The following is an 18,313-nucleotide window of genomic DNA, read 5'->3' as shown; positions in this document are numbered from 1 at the left end:
GTCATTGTTCCGCTTGAGCGACGACGGTTTTGCCTGGGAGAGCAGGACCGCCTGTGTGGAAGGAGTACGGCTCTTTCAGTTCGCTTCCGTTCGTGACGACCATTGGGGTCACCGTGTCTTTACCGGCTTGCTGGATTTGAGCCAAGTCAGCCGTTAAGAGCGACTGCCCGGCCTTTACCGTGTCGCCAACGCTGACATGAACGTCGAACGGGCTTCCCGCAAGCTCGACCGTATCGAGTCCGACGTGAATCAAGATCTCGGCTCCATCTTCCGAACGGAGGCCAATCGCATGTTTCGTCGGAGCGACTTGGATGATCGTTCCGTCTACCGGTGCGACGACCGTCCCATCTGTCGGTACGATGGCAATCCCGTCGCCCATCATCTTCTCGCTGAAGACTGGGTCGGTCACTTTTTCAAGTGGAATGATGTCTCCTTCCATGGGTGCATAAAGTGTCAGTGTATGTCTCTTCATCCACTTATTCAATAACATATTCGATTCATCCTTTCGCTTGAAAAATGATTGTGAAAAAACAAAACAGGCATGGAGTATAGACGGGTGGCGTGAGCCTTTCGTCTTACCCCATGCCTGATCGAATCAGTCACATGTGATCATTATTCGTTTCGTCACATTCAACATAGCACGACAGAGTAGAGAAGACAAGACCTAATTTGAAAGCGCTCTCTAAAAATTTACTTCTTCCTCTACTTGTTGTATAGTAAGGGCGAATCCTAGTAGAAAGGTGTTGCATGTTAATGAGTGAGGTCGTATCTGCCTAACGAACTGAAAAACGAAGGATGACACGTCTTTTTTTGTCGTGCCTTCATGTTCTGTTACAGATACCGCCCTTCATAAACTGCCAGACACCGGTCTGTCTTTTTGCGTTGGTCGTCATCGACCGACGCTTTTTGTTTGCGCGGTATCTCCACCACATTTTAAGGAGAGCTTCCCATGAACGAACAAACGTTAGAAAAACTACAATATACTGAACTGATTCAACGAGTCGAACGCTATTGCATCAGCGGCTTCGGGCGCAGATTGTTGCAAAACCAGAGACCGACGAACCATTTGCAGACAGTGAGGAAACGACTGCAGGAGACGTCGGAAGCACGCGCGATTTTAGATGCGACGTCTCACGTCCCGTTCATCGGCGTGTCCGACATGGAACCGCTCATCGGGAAAATCAGCCGGGGGATCCAGCTTGAGGCGAGCGAACTTGAAGCTGTCGCTGAATTTTTCCGTGGAGCCCGTAAACTGAAACGGTTCATGGCCGAGCAAACATTCTTTGCGCCGCTTTTATCTGCGTACGCGAACGAAATGAGCGAATGGCGCCACATCGAAGAAGATATCACGGCGGCAATTCGAGCCGGGCGTGTGCTCGATGAGGCATCGAAAGAACTAAAACGGATTCGAAAACAAATTGACATCCTTGAAGGAAGAATCGATGAGCGGTTGAACAAGTTTTTAAAAAGTGCGGCCAACCGTGAAGCGATTCAAGACGGATTTGTCACGAAGAAGCAAGACCGATTCACCATCCCGATCAAAGCATCCTACAAACATAAAATCGCTGGAACAATTGTCGATACGTCGAACCGAGGGACGACCGTTTTCATCGAGCCGGAAGCGATCAGTAAGCTCAACGCCGAGCTCGTCGTCAAACGGACCGAAGAAGCGGTCGAGATTTATCAAGTGCTCGCGACACTCACCGGTATGGTGGCTGAAGCGTTACCGTCAATCGAAGCGACACTCGACGTCATCGCCCAATATGACATGGTCTTCGCCAAAGGGAAATACAGCCAGACGATCGAGGGCATTTCGCCCCGCGTGAATGGGATAGGTAAAATTTGCTTGCGCCAAGTGCGGCATCCGCTCCTCGAACGGGCGGTCCCGCTCGACTTTTCGCTCGGTGAGACGTATCGCGGACTCATCATCACCGGACCGAACGCCGGAGGAAAGACGGTCGTCTTGAAGACGATCGGGTTGCTGACGTTAATGACGATGAGCGGTCTTCACATTCCGGCCCATCCCGATACAGATATCTCGACGTTTGACGACGTATTCGTCGACATCGGGGACAACCAAGACATGGGATCCGCACTGAGCACGTTCTCGGCTCATATGAACAACGTGGCTACGATTATGCAGAAGGCCGGGAAGCGCTCGTTGCTTCTGTTCGATGAGATCGGGAGCGGCACCGAGCCGAACGAAGGTGCAGCACTCGCCATTGCGATTTTAGAAGAGGCGTATAAACGGGGATGCCTCGTCGTCGCCTCGACCCATTACGGGGAAATCAAGGCGTATTCGGAAGCGCACCCGGACTTTATGAACGCAGCGATGCAGTTCGACCCGGACACGCTCGAACCGAAGTACCGATTGTTGATCGGACAGTCCGGCGACAGTAACGCCTTGTTTATTGCCCGGAAAATGAAATTGCCTGAATCGATTTTGAAGCAGGCGTCACGTTATATGCAAGAAAAAGTGTACGACCAGACGCTCGTCGACGCCTCGAAGTTGACACAAGGCGTCGTGACCTCGAAAGCGGAACCGACCGAGCGATTTGAAAAAGGTGATCGTGTCCGTTTGCTCGAGACGAATCAAGTCGGACTTGTGTACGCGATGGACGAGTCCGGACGACATGTCACGGTCTATGCAGAAGGGACGTTCAGCGATCATCCGCTCCGCCGGGTCCGGCGTGAGGCCAAAGCCATCGACCTTTATCCGGCCGGGTATGACCTCGAGACGCTATTCATTGACTATCGGGACCGGAAGGAAGCACACGACTTTGCCCGCGGTTCGAAAAAAGCGCTCCGTCGCGTGGAGAAAGAGATTCGAGCACGGCAACGGGCCGAACGAGGCGAATGAGTGTACCGGGCACGGCACTCGGGTAAGGAACAAGGACCGAGAGTCGTCACGTACCGTTCGACTTTCGGGTAACGTGTCGGAGGTGGATGGAATGTTTTGGTTAAGTTTGTTGTTTGCCATCGGATTTGCCTTGATTCATTACTTCTCAGGGCAATTGATTCATGTGCGCGAGACACCGCGCAGCCGATTTTTATCACTTGCTGGCGGTGTCGCTGTCGCGTACGTCTTCTTGCACCTCTTACCGGAGTTGAATGAATATCAAGAACAGTTGGAAGGTCATTTAGAGGCTGGGATTTTCGCGTCGATTGAGAATCATATTCTCGTCGTCAGCATGATTGGGTTGGCCGCGTTTTACGGTCTTGAACGACTGGCGACACAGATGAGCCGGCGTGGGAGCAGTAACGTGTTTTGGATTCATATGGCGCTGTTCGTCTTCTATAACTTCAGCATCGGCTACGTGCTCGCGGAGAGTGCGTTCGACACGGCCTGGACGATGACGCTTTACTTCTTTGCGTTAGGAATTCATTTCGTCACGGTCGACCAAGGGCTGAGGCACCACCATCAAGCGATGTACGACCGGGAAGGGCGGCTCTTACTGTCCCTCTCGGTGCTCGCCGGATGGGGCGTCGGCGCGTTCTCGGCGCTCGATGAATTGACACTGTCTATCGTCGTCGCTTTCTTGGCAGGGGGCATCATCTTGAACGTCATGAAAGAAGAGTTGCCTGAAGAACGGGACAGCAGTTTTCGTGCCTTTGCCGTCGGGCTCATCGGGTATTCCCTCTTATTGTTGGCCATATGAAAAGGCAACCGCGTGCGGTTGCCTTTTTGCTTACAATGAATTCGTGCTCTGGTTATCTACGTTGTCATCGCTTGAAGGAGTGTCTGGATTCGACCCGTCGAATGGACCGCCGTGATGTCGGCCGTGTCCACCTCCGTGACGTCCGCCGCCAAAGCCTCGCAAATCGTCTAAGTCGTCGTAACTCGTGACGTCAGCGAACCGTTCTTCGTGATCGGCGAGAATCGCGTCCGCCTCGTCTTGTGTCAATTTACCGTTCTCGACTGCTGAGTCGAGCTTCGCTTTGTGCGAGGCGAGCACGGCTTCGATGAACGCTTCGACCGTGATGCCTTCTTCCTCCGCGAGTTCAGGCAGTGACTTTCCTTCTTCACGTGCCGCTTCGACTTCTGCTTCGGTCAAACCGAGCGCTTCGATCAGTGCGGCGTGTCCGGCCGCACGGTCACCGAACATGCCGCGCTCCCCGCGGTCCCCACGTTCGCATTGCACCGTCGTCTCCGTCGATGTCGTCGTTTCATTTGTCGTCTCGTTCGTGGCCGCATAGACGCCAGTGCCGGAGACGGCAATCAGGCTTGCCAGGGCAAGTGCCAATTTTGATGATGTCATTTGAATCTCCTCCTTTCCTACTTCAAGTGTAGCTTTCGCCCTCAGGCGAGTTGTGAGGAAGTTGCAAGATTTCTGCAAATTGTCTTTGGGAAACGATGGGTTCGTTTTGCGATACGATATAATGAAGGTGGAGGCGATAGAGATGAACGTACTCATAGTCGAAGATGAACAAAAATTGGCGGATGCGATGGCTCGTTTTTTAACGTATGCGGGTTTTCACGTCCGTGTGGCGGGCACGCTCACCGAGGCGAAACGAGAGCTCGAGCAACCGTTCGATGCGATTCTTCTCGACGTTCGTCTGCCGGACGGCGAAGGCTGGACACTCATCCCGAAATTGAAGATGCTCCGCCCGCGCCCGGCCATCATCTTGACGACGGCTCGGGGAGAGGCGGATGACCGGGTCTTCGGACTCGAACTCGGGGCTGATGATTACTTGGTCAAACCCATTGTGTTAAAAGAGCTTGAGATTCGCTTGAAGCGTCTCGTCAAGCAGACCGACGAGATTTCCTTCGGGGATATGTCCGTGGATGTACGTTCACGATTAGTGACAGACGAGGGGAAAGCGATTCGTATGACCAACAAAGAATACGAGTTGTTGCTCTACTTCTTAAATCATAGCGGAGAAGCGCTTGACCGGAATCGGCTGCTCGATGACGTGTGGGATTACACGTTCGCCGGTGACACGAGGACGGTCGACACGCACGTCAAACAGTTGCGCGACAAGTCGCCGACGATGAAGCGACAGTTAAAGACGGTGCATCGCGTCGGCTACCGATTGGAGGACATCCGATGAACCGGTTGATGAAGAAGTTGCTCGTCACGGCGATCTTGCCACTTGCGGTCATGGCCGTTTTCACGTTCTTACTCACGTCGCTATTGATCGGCCGGTTTGCCGAGACCGAAAGCTATAGTCAACTCGAGCGGGAAGCAGACATTGTATACGATGCGCTCACGGAAGGGCGAGGCATCCCGGGACAGCTCGACGTCGTCGTGTTTCGAGATGGGGAGCGGGTCGACTTAGATCGCGGCGGTCGGATGCGTCATCACATGACGCCTATTCTGAACCCGGACGCAGTTAACGAACGAGACCACATTCGCATGAACGGGACGAGCCTGCTCACGTTCAAACGTGAGGAAGGGGATTTGCAAATCGTGACGTATACGCCCGCTCCGCTGGCGAATCCGCAGTTTCGCCAAATTTACGTCATTCTCGGGAGCGGATTTTTGTTCGCGCTTCTCGTCGCCATCGGCATGACGTATTGGATGGGCAAGCGTTTGACGAGCCCGCTCATCAAATTGAAGCAAGCGACCGCTTCCATCATGTCGGGCCGGCACGATCTCGCCTTGCCTCCGGTCACGGACGACGAGATTGGAGATTTGACGGAAGCGGTTCGCCGGATGAACACGTCGCTCGAAGAGAAAGAGCGATTGCAGAACACATTCATCTCAGGCATCACACACGATGTCCGCACCCCACTCGCCATCGTTCGAAACGAGGCGGAAATGCTTGAACTCGGTGTCGTCAAGCAAGAAGACGTCGCAGCGACGGGACGCAGCATGACTGAGGAAGTTGATCGCATCGACCGGCTCGTCAGCCAAATGCTTGAGTATTCCAAATTGTCCGCGGGCAAAGTGACACTTTCGCTCGAATCCGTTCGTCTACATGAATTGATCAAACAGACCGTCTCGCGGATGGATGAATGGTTCCTTCAAAAGCAGGTGACGATTGCACTCGAACTTGAGGACGTGACAATCCAGACGGACCGGTTGGCGATGGAACGCATCTTGTCGAATTTTCTTCAAAACGCCTATCACGCCAGTCCGGTCGGGGGCGTGATCACGATCAAGCTGACCGAGAAACGACTCGAAATCAAAGACGAAGGGCCAGGCATTCCTGAGGCGATGCGCGCGAACATATGGGACATGTACGTGAAAGGGGACCGCTCGAACGGTCATGGACTCGGTCTGGCCATCAACAAGTTATTGCTCGAAGTCCAAGGGTTGTCGTATGGGGTCGAATCACGAGAGGGGGCGGTCTTTTGGATCGAATGGAATTAACGTTGTTTTTACGGGGTGTGCGATTAGAACGAGACCGGATCGAGACCCCTGGCTATCCGTTCTCTCTGCCGATTTTTGATGGATTTGACGAATTGACACTGAAGAAGCCGGTCACGTTTCTAGTCGGCGAGAACGGGAGCGGCAAATCAACATTGATTGAAGGGATGGCCATCGCCGCTGGGTTCAATCCGAAAGGCGGGGCGGCGTCGTTCCGCTTTGAGACGGAGGCGACGCACAGTCCATTGTTCGAAGCACTGCGTCCGATTCGCGGCCCTTATCGGCCAAAAGACGGATTCTTTCTACGCGCCGAGACAGCGTATCAACTGTCGAGTTACGTGGATGAGATTGCGCGCTCGAGCCCCGACCCGGAACGGTTTTATGCGTCGTACGGTGGCCGGTCGCTCCATGAGCAATCCCACGGAGAAGCGTTTTTGTCGCTCATGCTCCATCGCTTTCGCGATAGCGGGCTGTATGTGTTAGATGAGCCCGAGGCTGCCTTGTCACCGATGCGGCAATTGACGATGCTTGCCCGCATGCACGAACTTGTCGAAGCAGGAAGCCAATTCATCATCGCTACCCATTCCCCGATCCTCATGTCGTATCCTGAGGCGGATATCCTCCAAGTTGAGACGGGACTCGCGCCGACTTCGTTCGATGAACTCGAGCACGTTCGCGTCATGCGCGACTTTCTGGCTGCCCCGGAACGGATGCAACGGATCCTTTTTGAGTGAAAAACGGTCATGGTGTAAGCGTTTTATTTTTATGTTGACGTCAAGATATCAAGAGAGTATGCTAATAGCGAGAAGAAGAAAATCCATTTTGGGATTGTTACTGGTCAAGCAGGCAAAACCTAAATTGATGCCGATCATCCAGATGTGGGGACCGGTGTGAATTTAGGTTTTTTTCTTTTCAATCGACCCTGAGCGGAGGTGAAGTGATTCCATGCACATTTCAAAAGTGTTCAACAACAACGTCGTGGCCATTCAAGCGAACGGTCAAGAGCAAGTCGTCATGGGACGAGGAATTGCGTTTCAAAAGCGCCCGGGCGATGCGATCGATCAAGCGCGGATTGAAAAAGTCTTTACGCTCGAGAGTAAAGAGAGCCACGAACGGTTCGTTCATTTTTTGAATGAGATGCCGGGCGATGAGATGGAGACGGTCAAAGAAATCGTCAAATTAGCTGAAAAACGGCTCGACAAAGCGGTTCATGACTCGCTGTACGTGACGCTCGCCGACCATATCCATTTCGCGCTCAGCCGATATCAGGATGGAATCCTCATCCGTAACCCGCTCGTTTGGGAAGTGAAGCGGTTTTACACGCAAGAGTTCGCCATCGGGAAAGAAGCGGTCGCCCTCATCAACGAACGGCACGATGTCGTGCTCGATGAAGATGAAGCGGTCGCCATCGCCTTACACCTCGTCAACGCGACAATGTCCGGCGCGAAAGGCGAGAACTTGCACCTCGTCACAGAGATGACAAAAGCCACGCAAGCAATCCTGACCATCATCACGTACCATTTTCAAATCGATTTAGATGAAGAGTCGTACGCCTACTCACGATTTTTGACCCACTTGAAATATTTCGTCCAGCGTCTCGCTGCGAAAGAGACAGTGAAGACCGGGGGGGGATGAGACGCTCTTTGAGATGGTCAAGCTCCGGTATCCGGACGCTTATGACTGTGTCGAGAAAATCGCTGGGTTGATCGCCACGAAGTACAATTACGACGTCTCGACCGATGAACGGCTGTACATGATGATTCACATCGAAAACTTAATGAAAGAACGACGATCCTAAGGATGGTTACTGCTGACGCAGGCCAAACCTAAATGACGCTACGCGATGTAGACGTTCATTTAGGTTTTTCTTTTTAGCAAACTTTGAAGGAGTGAGCAAGATGAGTCAATACAAGGCACTCGCCGACGACATCATTCGGCATGTCGGCGGGAAAGGCAACGTCAAAAGCGTGTTCCATTGTGCGACGCGGTTGCGATTCAAATTAAAAGATGAACGGAAAGCCAACGCCGAGGCGTTAAAAAATCATGATGGTGTCATCACAGTCGTCCAAAGCGGCGGTCAGTTCCAAGTCGTCATCGGCAACAACGTCCCGTACGTCTATCAAGACGTAGTGGCGGCTGGCGGGTTCAAGACGTCATCGAACGACGATGAAGCAGAGAAGACCGGTGTCTTCAACCGATTGATCGATGTGATTGCCGGGATTTTCACACCGATTCTCGGTCCGATGGCAGGGAGCGGGTTGCTGAAAGGATTGCTCGCGATTCTCGTCGCTTTCGGTCTGCTCACGCAAGACATGGGCACATACATTGTTTTAAATGCAGCGGCTGACGCCCTGTTCTACTTCCTGCCGGTCATCCTGGGCCACTCGGCCGCGAAAAAGTTCGGCGGGAACCCGTATATCGGGATGATTATCGGGGGAGCGCTCGTCTATCCGGCCATTGTCGCGATGCAAGGGGCGGGTGAAACGCTCACGTTCCTCAACTTGCCGGTCGTATTGATGAGCTATGCGTCATCGGTCATTCCGATTATTCTAGCAGCATACGTCTCGTCAAAAGTAGAAAGATTCTTTAATGCACGGACGCATGAAGCAATCCGTAACTTTACGACCCCGATGATGGCGCTGCTCATCGTCGTTCCGCTCACGTTCCTTGCCATCGGCCCGGTCGCGACCTATGCGAGTCAAGGGCTTGCGAACGGCTACTCGTTCTTATATGGATTGAGTCCGATTGTCGCCATCGCCTTTATCGGTGCGTTCTGGCAAGTGCTCGTCATGTTCGGGCTCCATTGGGGACTCGTCCCGATCATCATCAACAACTTGGCGGTCGTCGGGATGGATACGATTGTCGTCGGGGTCCTGATGGCGACGTTCGGTCAAGTCGGCGCGACGCTTGCGATCACGCTTAAGGCACGTGATCCGAAAACGAAAGGACTCGGTACGTCGTCAACGATTGCCGGTGTATTCGGCATCACCGAACCTGCCATCTATGGTTTGACGTTGCCACGTAAAAAACCGTTCGTTTTCGGAATGCTTGGGGGAGCGGCCGGTGGTGTCGTCGGCGGCATGCTCGGCACGGCAGCGTACGCGATGGGTGGACTCGGCGTGTTCAGCGTCCCGGTCATGATTCCGGCGGCAGGACTCGACATGACGTTTTATGGAGCGTTGATCGGCCTTGCGGTCGCGACGCTCGTCTCGTTCGGTCTCACGTTCATGTTTCATAAAGAAACGGCGCAGGAAGAAGAGGCGGCGCGTGTCGAACCGGCACCCGTCTTGATCGATTCCGTCGGCACGCCCATCTCTTCACCGGTGAAAGGGGAAGTCGTGGCGCTCGAGACGGTTCGCGATGAAGTGTTCTCGAGCGGCGCGATGGGAAAAGGAATCGCCATCATGCCGACGGAAGGGGTCGTCTATGCACCGTTCGACGGAGAAGTCGTCACGGTCTATCAATCGAAGCACGCGATCGGCCTCCGGTCGAACGACGGCGTCGAAGTATTGATTCACGTCGGTCTCGACACGGTCCAGCTCGGTGGAAAACACTTTGAAACATTCGTCAAAGACGGACAACCGGTGACCGAGGGCGATGTGTTGGTGAAGTTTGATTTAGAGGCACTCGCACAAGCCGGTTACGACACGATTACTCCGGTTATTGTCACGAATACAGGGAATTACTTAGATGTCTTGCCGACGCACGTCGGCATCGTCGAACCAAACCACGGCGTCTTGCGCGTCTTAGCCTAAAAGGAGGAAACGGACATGAAACAAGTAGCGAAAAACTTTTTATGGGGCGGCGCCACTGCGGCGAACCAATTTGAAGGCGGTTATCAAGAAGGTGGAAAGGGATTGTCGATTGCCGATGTAATGCCAGGCGGCAAGGACCGGATGAAAATCATCCACGACCCGACGTTTGACTTTGCTCTGCATGACGACTATGCGTACCCGAACCATGAAGGGATCGACTTCTATCATCACTACAAGGAAGACATCGCCCTGTTTAAAGAGATGGGCTTCAAGACGTTCCGCATGTCGATCGCTTGGTCACGCATCTTCCCGAACGGGGATGAGCTTGAACCGAACGAAGAAGGGCTCAAGTTTTACGACCGTGTCATCGACGAGCTCGTTGTCCAAGGCATCGAACCGCTCGTCACGATCTCCCACTATGAGTTGCCGCTCCATTTGGCGACAGCATACGGAGGCTGGCGCGACCGTCGTCTCGTAGAATTCTTTGAACGTTACAGTCGTGTCCTGTTCGAACGTTATCAAGGCAAGGTCAAATATTGGCTCACGTTCAACGAAATCAACGGGGCCCAGTTCATGCCGATGCTCAGTCTCGGGATGGCGATCCGTGAAGGCGACGACCAGTTACAGTTGACGTATCAAGGGTTGCACCATCAGCTCGTGGCGAGTGCGCTCGCGACAAAAGCGGCGCGAGAAATCGATCCGTCGATGCAAATCGGCTGTATGCTCATCGCGGCGCCTGTTTATCCGTACAGCTCGAACCCGGAAGACGTCTGGTACGCGAATGACGCCGAGCGGATGATGAACTTCTTCTGCGGCGACGTTCACGTCCGCGGGGAATATCCATCGTTCGCGAAGCGATTCTTCCGGGAGAACGGCATCGAACTCGTGATGGAAGATGGAGATCTCGAGACGCTGAAAGCCCATACGGTCGACTTCTTCTCGCTCAGCTACTACATGTCGCGTACCGAGAAAGCAGAGAAGACGGAAGACGAGGCGGCCGGGAACATCATGAGCGGTGTGAAAAACCCGTATCTCCAAGCGAGCGATTGGGGCTGGGAAATCGATCCGATGGGACTGCGCGTCATCTTGAACAAATTGTATGAGCGTTATGAACTGCCGCTCTTCATCGTCGAGAACGGCCTCGGGGCTTATGACAAGGTCGAAGCGGACGGTTCGGTTCACGACGACTATCGGATTGAATATTTGCGCGACCATTTGAAAGCAATGGTAGAGGCGATCGAAGACGGCGTTGATGTCATCGGTTATACGAGCTGGGGCTGTATCGACCTCGTCAGCGCCTCGACGGGTGAATATAGCAAACGGTATGGCTTCATCTATGTCGACAAGCATGACGACGGGTCAGGGACGCTCGAACGTTCGCGGAAAGACTCGTTCTTCTGGTATCAAGACGTCATCCAGACGAACGGCGCGAGCTTGTTTGAAGATGAGACAGTGAAATAACAAAAGAGCGGCCGCGGCCGCTCTTTTGTTATGACTTGGTTATTTTGCGCAGGAAGATGATCGCGAGACTGATTCCAAACGCGATCAACATGTACGTAGCTATTTCCATCCAGGCGTCCATTACGCTTCCTCCTCGACGAAAATGGCCAGTTCCCCTTGCGGCATGGCGACAAGTAAATATTTGTCCCCGCCGAGCGGACGTGCGTCCCCGGCCTGCCAGCTCTCGAACTGTTCATGAAAGCCGTTTACAAAGAGAGCCGTACCGGACTCAAATATCAGTTCGAGATGCGGGTTGTCGGTTCCTAATCGCACCGCATGAACGCGTTCGCGTCGCAACTGAATCAGACGCTGTAATTGCATATCTTCATCAAACGGGAGATCGGCCGTTTGAACGTGCCACGGGCCCTCGATAGAGAGCCATGCCTCGTGATCGCCTCGTTTGAAATAGAGCAGATGGTGATTCGGACCGGAGCCGAAGTCGATACCGACGAAGGACGCGGTATTGAACAGGTGTGTTAAAATCTTTGATGCTTCTACATATTCGGTGCGGGTCACGCTTCCACCTCGCTTAATTGGGTTAGGTAATTCTATCATTTCACGTTAGTACGCTAAAGTATAGGGAAAGATTATGTAAAATATTCGAGTGGAATTGTTGGTAAATCCTTCAAGTAACTTAAAAGTTTGGTAAGTGATTGGGCAAACATTGTCCCGGCCACAGCGAATCGCACTATAATGTAAATAGAGATGATTTTAATGAAATGAGGGGGAGCGATGATATACGGTATATGGATTGGCGGCATTGTCGTGATCACACTCGTCATCAACTTGCTTCGGTTGATGACGACACCGTCGTTAAACCGTTGGCTGCTTGTCGGGGCAAGCAGTCTCGTCGTCATTTGGCACGGGATGCTGTTCAATTTCTATGACTTTCATTGGTCGGTGCTCCTCCTCATCGTGACGGGGCTTGTTTGCTTTCAAGTAAAAGGTATGCTGACGGCGATCCTTGTCAGTTGGCTCCTCGTCTACAGCCAGTCCGGGACGTTGTCGTTCCCGTTGTTGCTCAGTTATGTCTTTTTCGGACTCGGAGCTGCGCTTCTCTTCGGTTATGTTCAGCAGTTGAAGCGAGAACGGTCGGAACGGCTGCGCATGTTGACGGCGAGTTCGCGCCAGTTGAACGTCTTCCGAGAAGTCAGTTTTACGATGCAGGACACGCTCGACTTGGACCGCTTGTTACAAACGATTTTAACGTCAGTGACGGCTGGGCACGGGCTCGGTTTCAACCGATCCATCATTTTCTTTGCCGATCCTGAAAAAGACAGCATTTACGGCGTCATGGGGACCGGGCCGATGAATCCAGAAGAAGGATATCAAATTTGGGAAGAAATCACTCGCCAACATTATGACCTTCAAGACTTGATTGACGAAAAAGAAACGGATGCGACGCACGACGAGCAGTTGAACGAGCGGATCCGGAAAATGACGATTCCGTTTAATGGCGAGCACGCGTTCAAACGAACGCTCGATTCGGGCCGGCCGCTCCACGTCTACGCGAGCATTACCGACGACCCGGTGCTCAGACTGTTACATATCGAATTACAGATGGACGAGTGCACGATTTTCCCGCTCCATCATCAAGGCATCCCGTACGGTCTGCTCGTCATCGATAACGTCGTCAACAAAAAACCGATCACTCCGCAAAAAATCGACGGGGTACGGCCGATTGCGGAACAGGCGTCGTTGGCGTTGCACCAAACGACGCTCTACCAACGGATCGAGACGCTCGCTCTTCGTGACGGCTTGACCCGCTTGAAAAATCACCGTTCGTTCGAACAAGACTTGGACGTGTTGTTCCGCGAGTGCGAGGGTGAGGAGTTATCGCTCATCGTCATGGATATCGATCACTTCAAACACTATAACGATACGAACGGACACTTGGCGGGGAACGAGCTGTTAACGCGGCTCGCGAGCGTCATCCGACGCAGCGTCCCAGACGAGCAAATGGCGTATCGGTTCGGGGGCGAGGAATTCGTCGTCCTGTTGCCGCGTTTTGACGAAGTCGAGGCGTCGCATGTGGCCGAGAAGATTCGTACCGACGTTCTTCAAACACGTTTCACCCACGGGCAGACACAACCGGGCGGGCAGTTGACGCTCAGCTTCGGCGTCGCCTCGAAACATACGCTCTTGCATCAAACCGGCGAACAGCTGATTGAATGCGCTGACCAAGCGCTTTACGCGGCCAAGTCGCGCGGGAAAAATCAAGTGTGCCGCTGGGAAGGAGTACCGTTATGAGTGAATTCAGCGTCATGATCATGGTGGTCGTCTTCGTCGGGACGTTGTTGTTCACGAGCCGTCCGTGTTACCGGTTGATTTTGCGTTCCATCGCTAAACGGGAAGCTGCGCGATTGAACGTCTCGTTACAGGACGTCTCGTTCTCGTTCGACCAGATGGTTTACTTTATCGCCTTGCCGACGACAGTCCCGGAGGCTCGTGACGCCTCGCGGGACGAACTCGTCATCGAGCCGAATTATGAATCGTATTTCTTTCCGGAAGTGAACGGGGTCCAAGTGTCTGTGAAGTCAGGGCAAGATGTGATCCCAATAGCCTATTTGCCGCTCGGAGACTTCAGTTTGCCGATACTCGATCGTTATGTTGAGACGGGATTGATCGATGAGCGGACGAATCGAATCATCCGCGCCCATATGATCATCCATGAGCGGACGTCTCGTGCCATCCGCGACGAGGTGTACCATCAGCTTCATGAAGACCGTATGGCACAATAAAAGGGCTTTGTTCACTCGAGGTGAACGAAGCCCTTTTTAAGCATTCAACATATGGAATCGGGCCGCCCCGATCAAGTTCGCCTCGTTGAAATGTTGACACGTCTCGACATTGATGCGGAACGTGCCGAACGCGTCACACAATTCATCGAGATGCCGTTTAATGCCGTCGCGTACTTCAGGACGCCGGCTAATCCCGCCGCCGATCAAAATGCGTTCCGGGTCCAGGCTGAACTGGATGTTGTAAATGCCGATTGCGTTCCAACGATAAAAACGTTCCAGCTCTTCTTGAACGACCGGGTCGGATTGAAGGTCGAAGATGTCTTTTCCAGTCAACGTCCGGCCGAGGCGGTCGCTGCACCGCTTGACGAGAACGGCGGTGGCGCCGACTTTACTCCACGTGCCGTCGGGGTGGGGAAGCGACGGATCGAGAATCCAATAACCGAACTCGCCGCCATGGAAGTGGGAGCCGATCATCACTTCGTTTTTGTCGATGAACGCGCCGCCGACACCCGTGCCGATGACGACGGTCGCATAGCGGACTGTTGAAGCGGCCCCGCCGGTCCAGCCTTCGGCGAGTGCTGCCGCGTTGGCGTCGTTCAAGACGGTGACAGGCAAGCCGTATCGGTTCTTGAACGCCTGTAAGAACGGACGGTCGTGAATGTAAGGCAACGCACTGATGCCGTGAATCACACCGGTCTCCGAATCGACGGCTCCTGGTGCGCTGATGGCGATGCCTGCAATCGGCGTTTCCGCCGTTGTCTCATTAAAAAGCAGATCGACTTGTTCAAGCAAGCCGTCCCACGTCGCAGGGGTCGGGACGTGTTTGTTCGATAGAAGCTCTCCATCGGATTGGACGACTCCGTATTTGATGCTCGTCCCACCGATGTCGATGGTTAAATAATGTTGCATATGGCTCTACTCCTTTATGTTTGGGGTGACAAGCGTTATTATGCCACATTTTCGAGAAGTGATATGATAGATACAGAAAAATACACAGAATCTCACGAAATGGGGAGGAGTTCGATGGACGTTCATATACAGCGCGCCGGCTATGAGTCCGGAGAAGCGGTGGTGGAGGAAATCGAGTTTGACGTCCGGCCCGGAGAAATCGTCGGAATGATCGGGTCGAACGGGGCCGGAAAAAGCACGACCATCGCCTGTCTCACCGGGACGATCCCTTGGATGCAGGGACGTGTGGAAATTGGACGTTACGCGTACATCCCCGAGCAACCGATTTACTATGACTATTTGACGCTAGCGGAACATATCGCGCTCGTCACGGAACTGACGAGAACGGAGGAGTCGGCCCGGACGCACCAGTTGCTCGAGTTGTTTCGGCTTGAGTCGGTGCAGCACGACTATATCGCCTCGTTCTCGAAAGGGATGAAACAAAAAGCGATGATCCTCTTGGCGCTCATTCAAGAGGCTGAGTTTCTTCTCGTCGATGAGCCGTTCGTCGGACTCGACGCGACGACGACGATCCAGTTGCTTCGCCTGCTTGAAGAAGAGCGACGCCGAGGCACGGGCGTCCTCCTCGTCACCCACGTGCTCGATACGGCAGACAGGTTATGTGATCGTTTCGTCTGGATCGATAACGGGCGTATGCTCGCGAACGGGACGAAACAAGAGATCCGGGCGGAGCTCGGGACAGATGGCGAATCGCTGTTTGACATGATGGAAGATGTGGTGATGCGATGACGATTCGAGACGTATGGGTCCGACGTGTCCGGATCGATTTCACGAAACGATGGGAGACGTGGCGGCTCATTTTCGATTGGACGATCGTCCTGTATGGGGGCATCCCGCTCGCACTCTTTTTCGGCTATCAATACGGATTGATTTGGCAAGGCGCGTACCCATGGCTCGTGGACGTCCCGATGCTTGTGTGGGCGGTCGTCTTCCTCTTGATTCAGTTGCACGACAACTTCTTCGTCTGGGTCGAGCGGGCGGACGTCACGCTCGTCGCGAATCGTGACTTAGTCTCGGCTTTGAAACGCTATTCAATCGGGTATCATGTCGTCGGCATGGCGTTGAAATACACCTTCGTCCTCGTCCTGTTTGCGCCGGTGCCGTCACTGCATGGATGGCCGCTCGTGTCGCTTTTCGCGTTCGGTTTCGCTCTGCTGTTCGTGGCATGGCTTCACATGTGGGTGCGTTATCTTCTTAATATGAACGGGACCCATTGGTCACTCCGCCTCATCGTACCGGTCGTCGCGTTCGTTTGCACGTTTGCGCTGCTTACAGACTTGCCGCTGCTCGCAATCGTCCTCGGCAGCGGAAGTGTCGCCTTTGCGCTCGCCGCCGGAGAAGGTTGGCTCTCGCGTCATCCGTATATTCGCCGCGAAGTCGACCATGCGGCCAACGTCCGCACGGCGTTTGACCGATCGCTGTTGTCGGCGTCGGGTGTCTATGAAAAACCGAACTTGCGAAAGCGGCCCCTTTATCGGCCGAAGTCGAACCGGTTCGGGTCTGTTCGACGCACGCTCGCAATCTTGCTGTATATCCGGACACCGAACCATCGCAACTTGTGGCTCCGGCTGATCCCGCTCGCAGTCACAGGCCTCCTCCTCGTGCCGAGCTGGTTCAAGTTGCTCATCCCGCTATACATCGGGTACGTCGGACTACAAGAACGGGACGCCTTGTTAAAAGAGATGGAGCGTCATCCGTTCTTCCGCACGACCGAAGGAAGGACAGACTGATGACTGAACAACAATATGAACGACTGCTTCAAATCGAGACGGCGAAACCGCAGCAAGGTTTTCCGGCCTCGGTCGAATATCATCGGTACGAGCCGACACCGTATGAGGCGCTCGATTTACTGCGGGACGCGTACCCGCTCGCTTCGATGGATACGGTCGTCGATTTCGGGTCTGGGAAAGGCCGTCTCCCGTTTTACCTGGCCTATACGTTTCGCGTCCGGGCGATCGGTGTCGAGATGGATGGCGGATTTCATGAGGCCGCACTTGAAAACTGGATCAATTACTCAAAAAAACACCGGACGCGCGGGAGCGTACAACTCGTCCACGAATACGCCGAACGATTTTTGATTCCGCCCGAGGCGAACCGATTTTATTTCTTCAATCCGTTCTCGGTAAACGTGTTCCGCGAGGTCGTCGGCAATATCATCGATTCGGTAGAACTTTCGCCGCGGCCGGTCGACATCATCTTGTACTATCCAGCTGACGAATACTTGCACTTTTTAAACGATGAGACCCCGTTCCGCTATGTGCAGGATGTGCGCTTGCCGCTCAAAAATCTTCATGAGCGGTTTCTCATCTATCGTTTTGATATGATGGAATCATCTTGGTGAATGAGGAGTGAAGCGGATGAAAAAGAAAGACATTTTGGAAGCGTACCGTTGGCGTCAAGCGACGAAAGAGTTCGATGCGGATCGCAAGATTGATGAGGACGATTTTGAATTCATCTTGGAGACGGGCCGATTGTCACCAAGCTCGTTCGGATTCGAGCCGTGGCAGTTCGTCGTTGTCCGTCGCGAGGACTTGCTCCAGAAAATTAAACAGCACGCTTGGGGTGCCCAAGGGCAAGCGCTGACGGCGAGTCATTTCGTCTTGATTTTAGCGCGCACCCCTGAGGCGATGCGCTATGATTCGGACTATATTCGTCACATCGTCACGGACGTTCAAGGACGGACTGAAGAAGAGTACGCGCAACGAATCAAGCGTGTGCAAGCGTTCCAAGAAACCGATTATCGTCTCCTTGACGATGAGCGTGTGTTCCAAGAATGGATCAAGCGGCAGACGTATATCCCGCTTGGCAACATGATGACGGCCGCGGCCCAAATCGGCATCGATTCGTGCCCGATTGAAGGGTTCAATCAAGCTGAAATCGACGCACTGTTGATTTCAGAAGGGGTTATGGAACGAGGTGTCTGGTCGCTTTCGGTCATGGTCGCTTTCGGACACCGGGCCCGTGATTTCGCACCGAAGACACGCCGTGACTTTAACGAGGTCGTCAAATACATCGGATGAAAAAAAGCTCAATC

The 18,313-nt window shown here is 53.5% G+C and carries 19 protein-coding genes; 15 read left to right on the top strand and 4 right to left on the bottom strand.

Translation table 11 applies throughout. From position 1 onward, the window contains the following. Position 1: 1 nt before the first annotated feature. Positions 2-490 (bottom strand): PTS sugar transporter subunit IIA, encoded by a 489-nt coding sequence (locus JJU47_RS05980; protein ID WP_228617107.1) that lies wholly within the window; start codon positions 488-490, stop codon positions 2-4. Between the two features lie 459 nt (positions 491-949). Here JJU47_RS05980 and JJU47_RS05975 point away from each other — a divergent pair, with 459 nt between their 5' ends. Together JJU47_RS05975 and JJU47_RS05970 are read left to right on the top strand one after the other, a co-directional pair. Then, positions 950-2,860, top strand: a complete 1,911-nt coding sequence (locus JJU47_RS05975) for an endonuclease MutS2 (protein WP_228617104.1) — start codon at positions 950-952, stop codon at positions 2,858-2,860. Between the two features lie 91 nt (positions 2,861-2,951). Continuing rightward, positions 2,952-3,659: a hypothetical protein gene (locus JJU47_RS05970; RefSeq protein ID WP_228617102.1), complete on the top strand. Its 708-nt coding sequence runs from the start codon at positions 2,952-2,954 to the stop codon at positions 3,657-3,659. A gap of 30 nt (positions 3,660-3,689) precedes the next feature. Here JJU47_RS05970 and JJU47_RS05965 read toward each other — a convergent pair whose 3' ends face one another. Further along, positions 3,690-4,259 (bottom strand): hypothetical protein, encoded by a 570-nt coding sequence (locus tag JJU47_RS05965; protein WP_228617099.1) that lies wholly within the window; start codon positions 4,257-4,259, stop codon positions 3,690-3,692. A 142-nt stretch (positions 4,260-4,401) separates the two neighbouring features. Here JJU47_RS05965 and JJU47_RS05960 point away from each other — a divergent pair, with 142 nt between their 5' ends. The 7 genes from JJU47_RS05960 to JJU47_RS05935 all read left to right on the top strand — a co-directional run bounded on the left by JJU47_RS05960 (position 4,402) and on the right by JJU47_RS05935 (position 11,530). Continuing rightward, entirely contained in the window at positions 4,402-5,052 is a 651-nt protein-coding gene (locus JJU47_RS05960; RefSeq protein WP_228617097.1) for a response regulator transcription factor, read from the top strand. After that, positions 5,049-6,317, top strand: coding sequence for a HAMP domain-containing sensor histidine kinase (locus JJU47_RS05955; RefSeq protein ID WP_228617094.1), 1,269 nt, complete (start codon positions 5,049-5,051; stop codon positions 6,315-6,317). The genes JJU47_RS05960 and JJU47_RS05955 overlap by 4 nt, the downstream gene beginning before the upstream one ends. Then, positions 6,308-7,048, top strand: a complete 741-nt coding sequence (locus tag JJU47_RS05950) for an AAA family ATPase (protein ID WP_228617153.1) — start codon at positions 6,308-6,310, stop codon at positions 7,046-7,048. The genes JJU47_RS05955 and JJU47_RS05950 overlap by 10 nt, the downstream gene beginning before the upstream one ends. A 211-nt stretch (positions 7,049-7,259) precedes the next feature. Next, complete coding sequence (locus JJU47_RS05945; RefSeq protein ID WP_300997506.1) at positions 7,260-7,949, top strand: PRD domain-containing protein; 690 nt, start codon at positions 7,260-7,262, stop codon at positions 7,947-7,949. Between the two features lie 13 nt (positions 7,950-7,962). Next, positions 7,963-8,112, top strand: a complete 150-nt coding sequence (locus tag JJU47_RS14615) for a PRD domain-containing protein (protein WP_300997505.1) — start codon at positions 7,963-7,965, stop codon at positions 8,110-8,112. 100 nt (positions 8,113-8,212) lie between these two features. Beyond that, entirely contained in the window at positions 8,213-10,069 is a 1,857-nt protein-coding gene (locus tag JJU47_RS05940; protein WP_228617091.1) for a beta-glucoside-specific PTS transporter subunit IIABC, read from the top strand. Between the two features lie 15 nt (positions 10,070-10,084). Next, positions 10,085-11,530: a glycoside hydrolase family 1 protein gene (locus tag JJU47_RS05935; RefSeq protein WP_228617088.1), complete on the top strand. Its 1,446-nt coding sequence runs from the start codon at positions 10,085-10,087 to the stop codon at positions 11,528-11,530. A 120-nt stretch (positions 11,531-11,650) separates the two neighbouring features. On the opposite strand, the gene JJU47_RS05930 is transcribed toward JJU47_RS05935, so the two are convergent. Further along, positions 11,651-12,085, bottom strand: a complete 435-nt coding sequence (locus JJU47_RS05930; protein WP_228617086.1) for a hypothetical protein — start codon at positions 12,083-12,085, stop codon at positions 11,651-11,653. Positions 12,086-12,301: 216 nt separating this feature from the next. Here JJU47_RS05930 and JJU47_RS05925 point away from each other — a divergent pair, with 216 nt between their 5' ends. Together JJU47_RS05925 and JJU47_RS05920 are read left to right on the top strand one after the other, a co-directional pair. Next, on the top strand, positions 12,302-13,819 hold the full coding sequence (locus tag JJU47_RS05925; RefSeq protein ID WP_228617083.1) for a GGDEF domain-containing protein: 1,518 nt from the start codon (positions 12,302-12,304) through the stop codon (positions 13,817-13,819). Continuing rightward, positions 13,816-14,310, top strand: a complete 495-nt coding sequence (locus tag JJU47_RS05920) for a hypothetical protein (protein WP_228617080.1) — start codon at positions 13,816-13,818, stop codon at positions 14,308-14,310. Before JJU47_RS05925 ends, JJU47_RS05920 begins: the two co-directional genes overlap by 4 nt. A 36-nt stretch (positions 14,311-14,346) precedes the next feature. Here JJU47_RS05920 and JJU47_RS05915 read toward each other — a convergent pair whose 3' ends face one another. Next, the gene (locus tag JJU47_RS05915) at positions 14,347-15,219 is read right to left on the bottom strand and encodes an ROK family protein (protein WP_228617077.1); all 873 of its coding nucleotides are present in this window, start codon (positions 15,217-15,219) and stop codon (positions 14,347-14,349) included. 114 nt (positions 15,220-15,333) lie between these two features. Between JJU47_RS05915 and JJU47_RS05910 the strand changes: the two genes are divergently transcribed. Genes JJU47_RS05910 through JJU47_RS05895 form a run of 4 tightly spaced genes read left to right on the top strand, consistent with a single transcriptional unit; the run spans position 15,334 to position 18,299 of the window. Further along, entirely contained in the window at positions 15,334-16,008 is a 675-nt protein-coding gene (locus JJU47_RS05910; RefSeq protein ID WP_228617075.1) for an ABC transporter ATP-binding protein, read from the top strand. After that, positions 16,005-17,009: an ABC transporter permease gene (locus JJU47_RS05905; protein ID WP_228617072.1), complete on the top strand. Its 1,005-nt coding sequence runs from the start codon at positions 16,005-16,007 to the stop codon at positions 17,007-17,009. Before JJU47_RS05910 ends, JJU47_RS05905 begins: the two co-directional genes overlap by 4 nt. Continuing rightward, positions 17,009-17,620, top strand: a complete 612-nt coding sequence (locus JJU47_RS05900) for an SAM-dependent methyltransferase (RefSeq protein ID WP_228617070.1) — start codon at positions 17,009-17,011, stop codon at positions 17,618-17,620. The genes JJU47_RS05905 and JJU47_RS05900 overlap by 1 nt, the downstream gene beginning before the upstream one ends. Positions 17,621-17,636: 16 nt before the next feature. Then, on the top strand, positions 17,637-18,299 hold the full coding sequence (locus tag JJU47_RS05895; protein WP_228617068.1) for an NAD(P)H-dependent oxidoreductase: 663 nt from the start codon (positions 17,637-17,639) through the stop codon (positions 18,297-18,299). The last annotated feature ends 14 nt before the right edge of the window (positions 18,300-18,313 follow it).

This window comes from Exiguobacterium sp. (genome assembly GCF_020832205.1).
In the GTDB taxonomy this organism is placed as follows: domain Bacteria; phylum Bacillota; class Bacilli; order Exiguobacteriales; family Exiguobacteriaceae; genus Exiguobacterium.
Note: the sequence above shows the minus strand (reverse complement) of the source record. Positions and strands in the feature narration are given on the sequence as shown.

What these genes read in the sequence shown, in the direction of transcription:
- JJU47_RS05980 (WP_228617107.1), bottom strand. Translation starts at nt 490, where the DNA reads ATGTTATTGAATAAGTGGATGAAGAGACATACACTGACACTTTATGCA.
- JJU47_RS05975 (WP_228617104.1), top strand. Translation starts at nt 950, where the DNA reads ATGAACGAACAAACGTTAGAAAAACTACAATATACTGAACTGATTCAA.
- JJU47_RS05970 (WP_228617102.1), top strand. Translation starts at nt 2,952, where the DNA reads ATGTTTTGGTTAAGTTTGTTGTTTGCCATCGGATTTGCCTTGATTCAT.
- JJU47_RS05965 (WP_228617099.1), bottom strand. Translation starts at nt 4,259, where the DNA reads ATGACATCATCAAAATTGGCACTTGCCCTGGCAAGCCTGATTGCCGTC.
- JJU47_RS05960 (WP_228617097.1), top strand. Translation starts at nt 4,402, where the DNA reads ATGAACGTACTCATAGTCGAAGATGAACAAAAATTGGCGGATGCGATG.
- JJU47_RS05955 (WP_228617094.1), top strand. Translation starts at nt 5,049, where the DNA reads ATGAACCGGTTGATGAAGAAGTTGCTCGTCACGGCGATCTTGCCACTT.
- JJU47_RS05950 (WP_228617153.1), top strand. Translation starts at nt 6,308, where the DNA reads ATGGAATTAACGTTGTTTTTACGGGGTGTGCGATTAGAACGAGACCGG.
- JJU47_RS05945 (WP_300997506.1), top strand. Translation starts at nt 7,260, where the DNA reads ATGCACATTTCAAAAGTGTTCAACAACAACGTCGTGGCCATTCAAGCG.
- JJU47_RS14615 (WP_300997505.1), top strand. Translation starts at nt 7,963, where the DNA reads ATGGTCAAGCTCCGGTATCCGGACGCTTATGACTGTGTCGAGAAAATC.
- JJU47_RS05940 (WP_228617091.1), top strand. Translation starts at nt 8,213, where the DNA reads ATGAGTCAATACAAGGCACTCGCCGACGACATCATTCGGCATGTCGGC.
- JJU47_RS05935 (WP_228617088.1), top strand. Translation starts at nt 10,085, where the DNA reads ATGAAACAAGTAGCGAAAAACTTTTTATGGGGCGGCGCCACTGCGGCG.
- JJU47_RS05925 (WP_228617083.1), top strand. Translation starts at nt 12,302, where the DNA reads ATGATATACGGTATATGGATTGGCGGCATTGTCGTGATCACACTCGTC.
- JJU47_RS05920 (WP_228617080.1), top strand. Translation starts at nt 13,816, where the DNA reads ATGAGTGAATTCAGCGTCATGATCATGGTGGTCGTCTTCGTCGGGACG.
- JJU47_RS05915 (WP_228617077.1), bottom strand. Translation starts at nt 15,219, where the DNA reads ATGCAACATTATTTAACCATCGACATCGGTGGGACGAGCATCAAATAC.
- JJU47_RS05910 (WP_228617075.1), top strand. Translation starts at nt 15,334, where the DNA reads ATGGACGTTCATATACAGCGCGCCGGCTATGAGTCCGGAGAAGCGGTG.
- JJU47_RS05905 (WP_228617072.1), top strand. Translation starts at nt 16,005, where the DNA reads ATGACGATTCGAGACGTATGGGTCCGACGTGTCCGGATCGATTTCACG.
- JJU47_RS05900 (WP_228617070.1), top strand. Translation starts at nt 17,009, where the DNA reads ATGACTGAACAACAATATGAACGACTGCTTCAAATCGAGACGGCGAAA.
- JJU47_RS05895 (WP_228617068.1), top strand. Translation starts at nt 17,637, where the DNA reads ATGAAAAAGAAAGACATTTTGGAAGCGTACCGTTGGCGTCAAGCGACG.